Annotated in this window: 10 protein-coding genes; 4 read left to right on the forward strand and 6 right to left on the reverse strand. The window is 65.8% G+C overall.

The annotated features are described in order from the left end of the window. The first annotated feature begins 28 nt into the window (after positions 1-28). On the forward strand, positions 29-835 hold the full coding sequence (locus tag ACQY6T_RS15965; RefSeq protein ID WP_428632362.1) for an alpha/beta hydrolase: 807 nt from the start codon (positions 29-31) through the stop codon (positions 833-835). Positions 836-930: 95 nt separating this feature from the next. Here the strand turns inward: ACQY6T_RS15965 and ACQY6T_RS15970 are convergent, their stop codons facing one another. Together ACQY6T_RS15970 and ACQY6T_RS15975 are read right to left on the reverse strand one after the other, a co-directional pair. Continuing rightward, on the reverse strand, positions 931-2478 hold the full coding sequence (locus ACQY6T_RS15970) for a S1C family serine protease (protein ID WP_428632364.1): 1548 nt from the start codon (positions 2476-2478) through the stop codon (positions 931-933). A 169-nt stretch (positions 2479-2647) separates the two neighbouring features. Beyond that, positions 2648-3469 (reverse strand): DUF2306 domain-containing protein, encoded by an 822-nt coding sequence (locus tag ACQY6T_RS15975; RefSeq protein ID WP_428632365.1) that lies wholly within the window; start codon positions 3467-3469, stop codon positions 2648-2650. A 162-nt stretch (positions 3470-3631) separates the two neighbouring features. Here ACQY6T_RS15975 and ACQY6T_RS15980 point away from each other — a divergent pair, with 162 nt between their 5' ends. The 3 genes from ACQY6T_RS15980 to ACQY6T_RS15990 are packed head-to-tail and all read left to right on the forward strand — an operon-like array spanning position 3632 to position 5891. Continuing rightward, positions 3632-4096, forward strand: a complete 465-nt coding sequence (locus ACQY6T_RS15980; protein WP_428632366.1) for a DUF1203 domain-containing protein — start codon at positions 3632-3634, stop codon at positions 4094-4096. 2 nt (positions 4097-4098) lie between these two features. Beyond that, the gene (gene ada, locus ACQY6T_RS15985; RefSeq protein ID WP_428632368.1) at positions 4099-5133 is read left to right on the forward strand and encodes a bifunctional DNA-binding transcriptional regulator/O6-methylguanine-DNA methyltransferase Ada; all 1035 of its coding nucleotides are present in this window, start codon (positions 4099-4101) and stop codon (positions 5131-5133) included. Further along, positions 5130-5891 carry an isocitrate lyase/PEP mutase family protein gene (locus ACQY6T_RS15990; protein ID WP_428632369.1) on the forward strand — a complete coding sequence of 254 codons (762 nt, stop codon included), beginning with the start codon at positions 5130-5132 and terminating at the stop codon, positions 5889-5891. The genes ada and ACQY6T_RS15990 overlap by 4 nt, the downstream gene beginning before the upstream one ends. On the opposite strand, the gene ACQY6T_RS15995 is transcribed toward ACQY6T_RS15990, so the two are convergent. The 4 genes from ACQY6T_RS15995 to ACQY6T_RS16010 all read right to left on the reverse strand — a co-directional run bounded on the left by ACQY6T_RS15995 (position 5885) and on the right by ACQY6T_RS16010 (position 13115). Further along, complete coding sequence (locus tag ACQY6T_RS15995) at positions 5885-7447, reverse strand: hypothetical protein (RefSeq protein WP_428632371.1); 1563 nt, start codon at positions 7445-7447, stop codon at positions 5885-5887. The genes ACQY6T_RS15990 and ACQY6T_RS15995 overlap by 7 nt on opposite strands. Before the next feature lie 66 nt (positions 7448-7513). Next, positions 7514-9682 (reverse strand): primosomal protein N', encoded by a 2169-nt coding sequence (locus ACQY6T_RS16000; RefSeq protein ID WP_428632373.1) that lies wholly within the window; start codon positions 9680-9682, stop codon positions 7514-7516. 149 nt (positions 9683-9831) lie between these two features. Continuing rightward, complete coding sequence (locus tag ACQY6T_RS16005) at positions 9832-10920, reverse strand: PepSY-associated TM helix domain-containing protein (protein ID WP_428632690.1); 1089 nt, start codon at positions 10918-10920, stop codon at positions 9832-9834. Between the two features lie 2 nt (positions 10921-10922). Continuing rightward, a complete protein-coding gene (locus ACQY6T_RS16010) occupies positions 10923-13115 on the reverse strand; it encodes a TonB-dependent receptor (RefSeq protein WP_428632376.1) in 2193 nt (730 codons plus the stop codon). Between the last annotated feature and the right edge of the window lie 254 nt (positions 13116-13369).

Genomic DNA, 13369 nt, shown 5'->3' on the forward strand with positions numbered 1-13369 from the left:
CCTGTCAGGTCTGAAAATATGAGGTATCATGGCGAAACTCACGGGCAGCTTGCTGATTCTTATCCTGATCTTTTCGGTCGCGGCGACCGCAATCCTCTATACGCAACAGCGGCGCATCCTGTTTCCTGCTCCCGCCGATTATCCGCATGCGCCGCCGCCGGGCTTTCAGCTGGTCCGCACACAAACCGATGACGGGTTGCGCCTCGGTGCCTTCTATCGCCCCGCGACGTTGGGCAGGCGCACGATCCTCTTCTTCCATGGCAATGGCGATAATCTGAACGGCGCGATTCAGGCGACGCGCGGCCCGGCTGCGAATGGCAACGGGCTGATGCTCGTCGAATATCGCGGCTATGGCGGTAACCCCGGGTCGCCGGACGAGGACGGACTGTATCGCGACGGCGACGCGGCGATTCGCTGGTTGGCGGAACAGGGTGTCGCGGCGCGCGATATCGTGATCGTCGGCAACTCGGTCGGATCGGGCCCGGCAACCGAAATGGCGTTGCGGCACGATGTCGCGGCGCTGATGCTGGTTTCGGGCTTTTCCAGCCTGCCCGAGGTCGTGCGCAGCCAGGTTCCGCTGATCCCCGGCTGGCTGGTGCGCGACCGGTTCGACAATGCGGGCAAACTTGCCCGGGTCAAGGCGCCGGTGTTCCTGCTCCACGGCGCTGCCGATACGCTGGTGAAGCCCGACAATCTGTCACGGCTACAACGCGCGCGGCCCGATGCGACGATGGTAATGGTCGCGGGGGCCGGACACGAGCTGGCCTATACCGCCCCCGCGCAGACAATCCTCGTTGGCTGGATCAATGGCCTGGCGGACCGCGCCGCGCGGTAGCAAGCAAATGATCACCGGCCTGCGCGATGTCCAAACTCGCCGGAGGGATGATGAGCCAATATATCTGGATCGGCCCCGGCGCGCGGGGTACCGGCTCAGGGCGCGGCCGCCTTGACGGCGGCGCCTGTCGCGGGCTGGCAGCGATAGACAAGCCGTTCGTTGGGACTGGCGGGCAGCGCGCTGCGGATGGCATCCTGCTGCGCGGCGAGACCGGCGAGCGCATCGGCGTCGGCGGTGCAACTTTTCAGCGTCACCCCGGCGCGAATCTCACGCGCCTTGGTCATCGTTTCGGCGTCGAGCAAATAGCGGTCGACGCGATAATCGCGGCCCGTCGAATCGATCGACGCGACGGTGACGGTCGCTTCCTCGTTGGGGACGAGGATTCGCTGCCAGCGGTCATCGGCGCCCTTGGTATATTGGGTACGGCCGTTGACGCAGCCGCCCGCGCCGATCGTGACCGGCACGTCGGTGGTCGCTGATACGGTGATCCGGCTGCGGTCGGGGCGGATCGTGCAGAGGAAATTGCCCGCCGCCAGTTTCGGCGCGTCGGCGGCGACCGGCGCGGTTTCCGCAGCAATTTCGGCGCGGGCGTCGGGGCGGGTGACGAACAGGATAGCGGCGCCGAGCATCAGCACTGCCCCCGCGCCGCCCGCGATCTTGGCGTTCCGCATATTCTTCTGGCTATAGAAGAGCAGCCCGGCCCCGGCGGCGAGGGCGCCGATCACGAACAGCACCCCGGCCAGCGCGATGCGGTTCTCGCGCGATGCTTGCGCGTCTTCTTCGGCGCGTGCCTGTTTCAGGTCGCGGTCAAGCTGCGCGGCGGCGTTCTTTGCGGCATTGGCTTCGGCGCTGGCGCGCGATTCGGCGTCGACGGCGGCGCGGTCGCGCGCATCGGCTTCGGCGAGCGACACGCATGGAGTGCCGATGCTGGCATAGCTTTGGTTCGCGTCGGTCAGGAAGCGCGTCAGTTCGCGCCCGGCAATCGCAAAGGCAAAAGGCGAGTCCCCGTCATCAGCGCGGGTGATCGCGGTGTTGATGCCGACGATGCGGCCGCATCCGTCCACCAGCGGGCCGCCCGAATTGCCACGCGAAATCTTGGCGGTGTGGATCAGCATCGCGACCCCGTCGACCGCCTGGGTGTTCGACAGATTGCCTTCGCTGCGCGTCGGGGTGCGCGGGGTGATATAATCATTGGCGCTGCGCGCGGTCGCGAGGTCGACATTGCCCGGATAACCCAGCGCAACGATGTCGGCGCCCGATTCGATCGGGCCGGTAAAGATCGCCGCGGCGGGCAGGCGCGCCTCGGTAATCTCGATCAGCGCGAGGTCGCGCGCGGTGTCGATCGCGATCAGTTTGGCGGCATAGCTTTTCTGCCCTTCCGACGGGACGACGCCCAGCGCGACATTGTCCGGATATTTGACCGCCGATTCGACAACATGGGCGTTGGTGACGATGCGGGTCGGCGAAATCGCGATGCCGCTGCCATGGCCGAACCCGACCACCTCGCCATCGACCATCGCGACGGTGACGACGCGCACGACGCTGCGCGAGGCGGCGCTGATGTCGTCGGCGGCGTGCGCGGGGGCGGTCGGCGTCAGGATGATGGCGAAGAGGGCGAGGAGCAGGGGCAGGATGCGGGTCATGGGCCGCACCCTAGCCCGGCGCGGCGTGAAGGCAAGCCGGGGTGGGGTTTGATGTGCGCCGATCGAATGTAATCCGTTCGCGTCGAGCGAAGTCGAGATGCCCAGAAGGCGCACGCTAACAATAGGTGTCTCGACTTCGCTCGACACGAACGGAAATTTGGTGGGCGTGCTAAATATACGGACCCCACATCATCATCCACGCCCCGCCGCTGCCCGCGAGGATGATGAGGCCGCAGACGATCAGTAGCGCCGCAACGCCCTTGCGCGCGGCTGGCGTGCCGCGGGCGCCGGTGCGCAGATAGAGTTCGGCGATCGCCAGTGGGATCAGCGAATTGGCAAAGGCGAGGAAGATATCGAACGGGCCGTCGAGCGCCTTGCCGATCCCCGCGCCGCCGGTCGCCATGCCCCATGCCATATAGCCGACGCGCATGAACCACACCGCGCTGGCGACCGCGAACAATCGGATCGCCCAGCGGCGGTGGTCGACGAACTGGCGTGCACGCGCGGCCTGCCATGCGAGCGCGGCAAAGCCGATAATCAGCAATGCGTCGAGGGTGATGCCGAAGGCGCCGGCAAGCACCAGCCAGCTACCGCGGCCCCATGTCATCCACAGTCCGCCAAGCGCGAGGGTCAGCGCGCTGACCAGATAGAGCCGCCCGTTCCAGCGGTGCAGCGCGGGCCAGCGGGTGCGGATCGCCGGGACCAGCTGGACCAGCCCGCCAAAGGTGATGACCGCCGCCATCAGCACATGGACCGCAAAGAAGATGTTGCCCGCGGTGTCGCCCGCAACATAGCCCGTGATGATCGGCTTGTCGTTCCACCCGGCAAAATTGCCGGTCAGGGTCCGCACATAATAATAGAGCAGGATGAACGCCACGAACAGCAGCTGCCCCGCCGCGATGGTGAGATAACAGAAGGTCGCGGCGCGGCCGAGCCAGTCGGTGCGGCGCGCGAGCTTTGTGGGTGCGATCGATGTGTCGATGGTGGCCATGGTTCCGTCCCCAATTTCTGACTGGAGCCTGCTCCTTCTACTTAGGTGAGTCAATGATATAATACAGTAACACACTCAGCATGAATGTTTGAGCGCAAGCATCGGGACGCGGCGCCATCGGCGCGGTGACATTGATGTCCAACGACGAGAAAGGATGTTCCGATGACCTATGTAATCGAGGGGCTCAGCCCCGACCACTTTGCGCCGCTGTTCGCGATGAGCGATGCCGAGCTCGCGGACCGAAACGCGCGCCGCGTTACCGCCACCGCCGACCGCGGCTTTCCGTGCCGCGTCAGCCTGGAGGATGCGCGGGTGGGTGAGGAGCTGATTCTGCTCCACCACACCAGCCATGATGTGGCGACGCCATATCGCAGCGCTTATGCAATCTATGTGCGGCCCGATGTGGTCGCGGCGCGTTACCGCGATGAACCGCCGCCGGTGTTCGCAGGTCGCCCGATCGCGCTCCGCGCTTTCGACGCGGACGGTATGCTGCAAACCGCCCGCCTCGCCGGACCGGGCGAGGCCGACGCCGCGATCCGCGACCTGTTCGCCGACGCCGCCATATCCTATATCGATGCCCATCATGCCGCGCATGGCTGTTTCGCCGCGCGCGTGACCAGGAATTGACCATGGCGTTCGAAACCATGACTGACGACGATCGCTGGGCCGCCGCGATCCACCGCGACAAGGCCTTTGACGGGCGCTTCATCACCGGGGTGCTGACCACCGGCATCTATTGTCGGCCAAGCTGCGCGGCGCGCCATCCGTTGCGCGAAAATGTCCGCTTCTTTGCCGATGGCGCGGCGGCGCGCGCCGCGGGGCTGCGCCCCTGCAAGCGCTGCCTGCCCGACGATGTCGCGCGCGACGAGGGTGCGGTGATCGCCGCCATTGCCGCGATCAAGGCGAGCGAAGAGCCGCTGGCGCTCGCCGACCTGGCGGCGCGCACCGGCTATTCACCGACGCATTTTCAGCGCGTCTTCACGCGCCACACCGGCTTGTCGCCCGCCGCTTATGCCCGCGCGCTGCGCGAGGAGCGGGCGCGGCAGGCGCTGAGCGCGGGTGGCCGGGTGACCGACGCGATTTACGACGCGGGCTTTTCGGGGCCGTCGCGTTTCTATGACAATATGGAGGGACGGATGGGGATGACGGCATCGGCATGGGTTAATGGCGGCAAAGATACCGTGATTCACTGGGCGGTGGTGCCGACCAGCCTGGGCGACATGCTGGTCGCGGCGACGGAAAAAGGCGTGTGCCGTCTGTCGTTCGCCGAGGGACGCGAGGCGTTGGAAGACCGCTTCCCGGCGGCCGATCTGGTCGAGGGCGGCGATGCGTTTGCGGCGCTGTTGAAGCAGGTCGTCGCGGCGGTCGAGGCGCCGACCGACGGTTTCGATCATATCCCCATCGATGTGAAAGGCACCGCGTTTCAGGAAGCTGTGTGGCGCGAACTGCGCAAGATCCCGACCGGCGAGACGCGCAGCTACGCCGACATCGCCGCCGCGGTGGGCAAGCCGAAAGCGGTGCGCGCGGCGGGCAGCGCCAATGGCGCCAATAATGTCGCAGTGCTGATCCCGTGCCACCGCGTGGTGCGCAGCGACGGGACGCTCGGCGGCTATGCTTATGGCCTGCCGATCAAGGAAGAATTGCTGAAAAGGGAAGCGAAATGACGATCGACAAAATTGCCGCGTTCAAGGCTCTGCATATTCCGGGCGATCCGCTGATCCTGATCAACATCTGGGATGCCGGGAGCGCGAAAGCGGTCGCCGCGGCCGGGGCGAAGGCGATCGCCACCGGGAGTTTCGGCGTCGCGGGCGCGCAGGGCCGCGCCGACGGCGAGGATTTCCCGCTCGCGGATGTGTTCGAAAATCTGGCGCGCATCCTGTCGGTCACCGACCTGCCGGTGACGATCGACATGGAGGCGGGATATGGCGCCGATCCGGCGGCGGTCGGTGTCTCGGTTGGCCGCGCGAAGGCGGCGGGCGCCGCAGGCATCAATATGGAGGATCGGCTGCCGGGCCAATCGGACCTGCTGCCCGTCGCCGACGCCGTTGCGCGTTACCGCGCCGCGACTGCCACCGGCATTTTCGTCAACGCGCGCTGCGACACCTTTCGCGGGGCGGATGTCGCGGCGGACGGTGACGCGCTGGTCGCCGCGACGCTCGAACGCGCGCGCGCCTATGCCGATGCGGGCGCAGGGTCGCTGTTCGTACCGTTCCTGCTCGACCCCAAATGCATCGCCGCGATCTGCGACGCTTCGCCGCTGCCGGTGAATATATTGCGCGGCAAGGGCGGGCCGACGCACCCAGAATTGGCGGACCTGGGCGTCGCGCGGATCAGCCACGGACACCAGCCGTGGGCCGCAGCAATGGCATGGCTGACGGGGCAGGCAAATCAGGTGCTGGGCGGCGCCGAACCTGATTATTGAGCGGCGGCGGGTGCTGCGACGTCTTTACTGATGTCGTCGGTTGCAGGAGCGCCGGAGCGCCCGTCGCGCATCGCTTCCAACTGAGCCAGAAGCGCGTCGCCTCCCCCATTTTGGTGCGGGTCAAAGGCGACCGTTTTTGCCAATTGGATTGCGGGTTCGAACTGCCCCTGGTTGGCGAGCGAAACCGCATAGGCGACGCGGGTCTCGATATTCTCCGGCGCCAGCACAAAGGCGCGTTCGAGCGCTTTGATCGTCATAGCACTCGGTCTCTCACCTTGCTCGAGAAAGCTGTTGTAATAAGCAAGGAGCGGCGTTGGATCATTGGGATCAGTCCGATTTGCAAGCTGGATCGGGCGGCGGGCGGCCCGCCAGTTTTCGGCGCTGTCGTCGTCTTTTTCCTGCAATTCATGAATCAACAGCTGACCCAGCAGGACATTGGCCCGCACATGGTCGGCCTTGATCGCAAGCGACTTGTCGAGTGAAGTCCGAACCGCGGCGAGGTTGCGTTTGTCGCCCAGTGACCATTCTGCGGCGGCGAGTTCGAACCATACCCCCGCGTCGGCGGGATAGGTCGCCGACAGCTTTCGAAGCTCGTCGCGTACCTTGGTCGTGCGGACGATGTCGTCATGCGCGCTCAGCCGTTCAAGCCGGAGCGGTATCACCGCGCTCTCGGCTGCGGACAACGGAGTGATCCGGATGTCGGCTGGCACCGGAATGGGATCGCGCGTCAGGCGATAGGTCAGCCGGTTGTTGACGTAGCGATTGAGATCCTTGTCGAGCAGGGCGAGGTCGCCAAAACTGTCGGTGGCGGCCTTCTGCGGATCGCTGCCGGTGTTGATGGCGCGGATATAGGGCGCAAGCTGTTTGACGCGAGCGGGGTCATGGTAGAGCATGTGGGTCAACAGCCAGGCGCGGCCATAATAGACATCGGCCTGGCCGCTGTTCCGCATGTTGCCCGGCGTTTGCGAAACCAGTGTCGCAGCCGGAATCTTCGGTAATGCGAGCAAGCCATAAGCACGGCGGTACGCCGGTTTTCCAATCTCGGCCTTTCCTTCGTTGTTGAAGTCGGTCGTCGAATAATATTCGGCGAATCCTTCGACGAACCAGGCCGGAAATGCCGAGGTCAAATAGCGCTTCATGAAATGGTGGGTATATTCATGAAATAGCGTTTGCTGGGCCGCCGATGTGCTGTGGCGTGTGACACCACCGTAACTTTCACGGTTGGATACAGCAAAGCTGCCTTCGGAATGCGGCGAGTAGAAACCAGCGATCGACGACCCGCGCGATCCCGACGCGAGCCGACCGGCATCGTCTGCCTTGGCGACCAGATAGATGGGCAGGCGGTTTTCCTCGCCCTGTACTGGAACATTGATGACCGATCGCAATGTGAGGTCGAAGCGCTGCAGCGTCTGAGCGAAGTCGCGCAGCGATTCCTCGTTGCTTTCACTATAGATGATAAAACTTTCGGTGTCGGCGCGAAACCATTTGGCATCGGCCGTCTGCGCCGTGCTGAATAGCGCCATTCCGGCCATCAGCCCCCAAGTAACCCGTCGCATCTTTGTCCCCCGAACGAATGACCGCAATCGTGACAGCCTGCGCTGACCGTGTAAAGTTCTTCGCGCCTAAACAAAACTATAGGGATCGATGTCGATCGCCAGCCGCGCCTTGCTGGGCCAGTCGATGCTGGCGACCCACTCGCGGATCGTCCCCTGCAGGTCGAAACTGCGCGGTGCGTGCAGCAACAGGCGAAAGCGGTGGCGGCCGCGAAGCATCGCGAGCGGGGCGGGGGCGGGGCCATAGACCGCCAGACCTTCGGCAACCGGCGCTTTCGCGCCCAGCCGCTGTGCGACGCCGCGTGCGACCTCGATGTCTTCGGACGAAATGACGAGCGCGGCGAAGCGGCCATAGGGCGGCGCGCCCGCCTGTTTGCGCGCCGCGGCCTCGGCGGCATAGAAACCATCGCGGTCGTTGGCGACGAGCGCCGCCATCACCGGCGCGTCGGGGACGCGGGTCTGGATCAGCACCTCGCCGGGCTTCACCCCGCGCCCGGCGCGCCCTGCGACCTGCGCGATCTGCTGAAAGGTGCGTTCGGACGCGCGCAGATCTCCGCCGTCGAGCCCGAGGTCGGCATCGACGACGCCGACGAGGGTGAGGTTGGGGAAATGATAGCCTTTGGTGACGAGCTGGGTGCCGATGATGATATCGACCAGCCCGCCCTCGACATTGTCGACAAATTCGGCGGCTTTGGCGGGCGACCACAGGGTATCGCTGGTGACGATGGCGACGCGCGCGCCCGGAAAGCGCAGCGCAATCTCGTCGGCGACGCGCTCGACCCCCGGCCCGCACGCAACCAGGCTGTCCTCATCCTCGCATTCGGGACACAGCCGCGGTGGCGGCATCACATGGCCGCAATGATGGCAGGCGAGGCGATGGACGAGCCGGTGCTCGACCATCCACGCGGTGCAATTCGGGCACTGGATGCGGTGGCCGCAGGTGCGGCAGAGGGTCAGCGGCGCAAAGCCGCGGCGATTGAGGAACAGCAGGCTCTGTTCGCCCTTGTGGAGCCGGTCGGCCAGCGCATCGACGAGCGGCGGGGCGAGCCAGCGGCCGCGGTCGGGCGGGTCGCTGCGCATGTCGATTGCCGCCAGATCGGGCAGCGTTGCGCCGCCAAAGCGCGCGGGCAGGATGATATGGCGATAGCGTCCTGCCTCGACCATCGCGAGGCTTTCGAGCGCCGGGGTCGCGCTCGCGAGCACCACCGGCAGCCCCTCGAAATGCCCGCGCATCACCGCGACGTCGCGCGCGTGATAATGGACGCCGTCCTCCTGCTTGAAGCTCGTCTCATGCGCCTCGTCGACGACTATCACGCCGAGGTTCGCATAGGGGAGGAACAAGGCTGAGCGCGCGCCGACCACGATCTTCGCCTCGCCGCTGGCGATCGCGTGCCAGGCGCGGCGGCGCTCGGTCGAGCGGAGGCCCGAGTGCCAGGCGACGGGTTCGCAGCCGAAGCGCGCGGCGAAGCGGGTGAGCATCGGTTCGGTCAGGGCGATTTCTGGGAGCAGGACGAGCGCCTGTTTGCCCGTGTCGATCGCGGCGGCGATCGCCTCCATATAGACTTCGGTCTTGCCCGACCCGGTGACCCCGTCGAGCAGCAAGGTTTCGAATTTTTCGACGACCACCGCGTCCCGCAGCACGCCCGCCGCCGCCGTCTGTTCGTTTGATAGGTCGGGCGGCGCGAAGGCAGAATCGGGTTCGGGATAGGGCGCGTCGGCTGACACGCTGACCGCCTCGAGCGCGCCGGTGGTCACGAGTCCGCGGATCACCGCATCGCTGACTTCGGCGAGCGCGGCAAGTTCGCGCACCATGCCCTGCCGGTCGCCGATCTTTTCGATGGCGACGGTCCGTTGCGGCGTCATCCGCGCCGGCAATTCGCCGGTGGCGCGATATTCGACGATCGGGCGCTTGGCGTCGGCAAAGGCGACCCCGGGCAGTACCATCCGCAGCACCGATCCCGGCGGCGCGAGATAATAGTCGCTGGTCCATTCGACCAGACGGCGCAGCGGCGCTCGGATCGGGGGGACGGCGACGACTTCGTAAAGGTTGCGCAACCGGTTGTCGCCGACCGCCTCGGGCGCGCCGAAACTCGCATCCTCCCACACCACGCCGCCCATCCGCCGCGGCCCGAGCGGGGCGATGACGACGCTGCCGAGCGGCGCCTCGCACCCCTGCGGGACGCGATAGTCGAGCGGGCCGAGGGCGGCGGTGAGGAGGAGGACGCGGGCGCGGGTCATGGGAGGGGGAGGATATAGGTTGCGCGGGGAAATAGGAAAGCGCGGAGGATGGTTCCTGCCCCACATCCTTCGCCATACCGGACTTGATCCGGCATCCAGTGCCGCGCGCGCCGCATGGACCCCGGATCAAGTCCGGGGTGACGATGATGTCAGGCCTTCGCCAACGCCGCTTTCTTCACTACTCGCTTCGCCGGTTTCGGCCGCCGGAACCAGAAGGTCCACACCGTCAGGCTGCCGAGCAGCGCCAGCACCAGCCCCGATATGGTCATCAGCAGCCGATAGGGCAGCCCACCGACCTTGGCGGCGTGGAGCGGGTAAGCGATGTTGAACGCCTGCGCCCCCGCCGGCATCGCCAGCGCATCGCGCGATCCGAGCAGCTTGCCCGTTGCGGCATCGAACCACAGGGTCGAGCGCCCGTTGGGCAGCCATTCCTCGCGCTGTTTCATACGGATGCTGATCGGCTCGCCGGCTTTGCGCGGCAGGCTAAGGATGCGGAATTCGGCGCCCGGAAAGCGCGTCCGCGCGGCGGTCAGCATCGCGGTCCAGTCGGGGTCGGCGGCCAGCGGCCCGCCCTTGTACTTCGGCGGTGTCAACGCTTTGGCGGTTTCGGCGACGGGGCCGAACGGCGCGACGATGATCGCGGCGAAGGGGCGGAAGATCATCATCGTGCCGGTGACGACCGAGAGCAGGAGGAGCGGCGCGACGACGATGCCGAGGTCGCGGTGCTGCGTGACGATCGCGGGGCGGGTCATCCGTTTCGGCCATAGGCGAAACCGGAAGGTCCGGCGCGTCTTCCACCACAGAATGACGCCTGAAATCACGAAGAAGAGCGCGCACAAGCCCGCGATCCCGATCACCCATTCGCCGGTGTCGCCAGTGAACAGATGGTGGTGGAAATCGAACAGCCAGATTTCGGGGCGCTCCCACTGGCTCGCCCAGCGCGCCACGACCTCGCCCGATTGGCTGGCGTAAAGCCCCGCGCCCTCCTCGAACCGCATCTGGTGCAGCCCGAGGCGTTGGCTGGCATAGATGATCCCCTGCGGATCGCCGGGCATCGCCATCAGCTTTTCGGTCGTCGCCGCGACGGTGGCAAGGTCGGTGACCTGCGCGTCGCCCGCGTGCGGCAGGCCGATCCACTCTTCCTTATGGACGAGGATCGCGCCCGACAGCCCGAGCAAGGCCAGCACGAGGCCGATCAACCCCCCGGTCCAGCGGTGCAGCGTGTCGAGCAGCCTCATCATCAGAAGCGGTAATCCCAGCCCAGCGTGAAGGTGCGCCCGCGCCCGGCGAAGTAGGACAGCTGGTCGGTCGGCAGCCGCGTGTCGCTCGAATAATCGATATATTGCGTGTTGAACAGATTCTGCACCGACAGGCTGATTCCGCCGATGCCGGTCTGATACCGCACATTGGCGTCGGTCAGCGTGTAGCCGCCGAAATCATTGTCGGCGAGCTTGAGCGGGCGCAGCGGGTTAGCATCGTCGGCGGCACGCGCCTTGCTGTCGAAGCGGCGCTTGAAATAGACCTGCGTCTGGACGCGCGCCGAAAACGGGCCGCTGTTGTAGCTGGCCGCGAGGTTCAGGCGGTCGGGCGAAATGTTGGTGCCGTCGAGGTCGCTGTCGACTTTCCCGTCGGGCACCGCATCGCTGTCGAAACGGCCGATCAGATGGGCGTAACCGACATTGAGTTTGAGCCCGTCGATCGGGGTCTGGATGCCGAGGTTGAGCTCCAGCCCCTGGATCTCGACGCGCAGCCGCTGGACGTCAAAGGTGCGGTCGGGGCGCGCGATCAGCAACTGGCCCTTGTCGCTCGACGACCAGAAATAGGAGGCGCTGGCGTCGAGCGGGCCGCGCTTGACCTCAAACCCGATCTCGCGGTTGTTCGACACGATCGGCGAGATGTCGAGGAAGGTGTCGATATCGACCCCGGCGGTGCCGATGGCGCGGGTGATGCGGCCGATGTCGGGGACGGTGAAACCCTCGGCATAGCTTGCATAGGCGCGGATGCCCGGCGCGGGTTCGACGATGACGCCGCCATTGATCAGCACATCGTCAAAGGTCGGCGAACCGCCCGCGACCGACACCCCGCCGCGCGGCGTCGTGGTGGTCGCCAGCGTGGTATAATCGTCGATCTTGATCTTCACATTCTCATAGCGTGCACCGCCCGCGACGCGGATCAGCCCGTCGAACAATTTGAGGTTCGCCTGCGCAAACGGCGCGAGGCTGCGGAAATCGGTCGGCGGCACCCAGGTCCGCCCGGTAGCGATCAGCCGCTGTTCGGTGGTGTCCCACAAGGCGTCGAACCCCAGCGTCAGCGTCAGATCGTCGAAGCCGGGGAGGCCACGTTCGTAGCTCAGCTTGCCGCCGAATTTGCGGCTGCGGTTCTGCGACTGGTCGAACAGCGTGCCGATCGGGGCGATGCGGACGTCCTGAAACGCCGCCTGTGTCGCGATCTCGCCGCCAAAGGTGTCGCGGCTGCGGTTAAAAAAGATCTGGCTGACCAGATTGCCGCCGCCAAGGTCGGTGTCGGTCAGCGACAGCGCGACGCTTTCGGTGCGGTTCTGCGCCGACTTGCCCGGCGGGGTGCCGCGCACCGCGCTCGTGGGCAAGCCAAGCGCGCGGTTACCGGCAACTGCGACATAATCGCCGTCGCCCTTCAGCTCGAAACGGCTGGCGATCAGGTCGATCCGGGCGCTGGGCGACAGTTCATAGCCAAAGCGCCCGAACAGCGAGAGCGACTTTGAATCCTGCGTTTCGCCCTGCGTCAGGTTGAGCCCGACGGGGCGGCCCTTGGCATCCGAAAAGACACCGCGGATTTCATAGGCGGCGCCGACGGTCGCATCGAACGCCCCAGCTTTGTACTGGACCAGCCCCGCGAGCTTGCCGCCCATCCCGGCCTTGGAAAAATCATTGTCGGCGGTGCCCTGTACCAAGGTGCGGCCGCTGATGCCTTCCTCGGTCGGCGCGCCGACGGTGACCTGGTTGACGATGCCGCCGGTGCCGCCGATGCCCTGCAAGGCGTTCGAACCATAGATCAGCTCGACGCGGTCGACGAAAAAGCCGTCGATGGTGAAACCGTCGCGGCTGCCGTCGCGCAGCGGGGTCGATTGCGGAATGCCGTTGATCGCATAGAGCGGCGAACGCCCGCGCAGCGTCTCGCCCGCGCCCGACAATTTCTGCCGCGTCGGCGAAAAGCTGGGGGTCAGGTTGGCGACCGCGTCGGTGACCGAGCCCGCCATCGCGAGCTGCTGGTCGAGCGCGTCCTTGTCGATGATGTCGATGGTCAGCGGCAGCGCGCTTGGCGGCAAGATGGTGCGCGCCGCGGTGACGATGATCGTCTCCTCGCCATTGGCGTCCGTGTCGGCGGCTTCCTGCGCGAAAGCCGGGGCGGACAGCGCGGTGGAAGCGAGCGCGGCGACGAGCAATTTGCGAATCATTCTTAACTCCTGTTGGGGAGCCGCTAATGCGAGCGATTTGCAGATGCAAGGGGTTTCGCGTCGAAGCTTATGCTCCGCTACCGGACTGCTTAGATCAAAAGAGCCTCTCATTCCCGTTCGTGTCGAGCGAAGTCGAGACACCCCGAAGGCGTGCGCTGCTGATGGGTGTCTCGACTTCGCTCGACACGAGCGGAAATGGAGGACGCCGCTCTCATTCTGACCAACTTTCTCGGCGGAAAGGGTGACGCCGCACA

It is taken from the genome of Sphingopyxis sp. (assembly GCF_965279725.1).
In the GTDB taxonomy this organism is placed as follows: domain Bacteria; phylum Pseudomonadota; class Alphaproteobacteria; order Sphingomonadales; family Sphingomonadaceae; genus Sphingopyxis.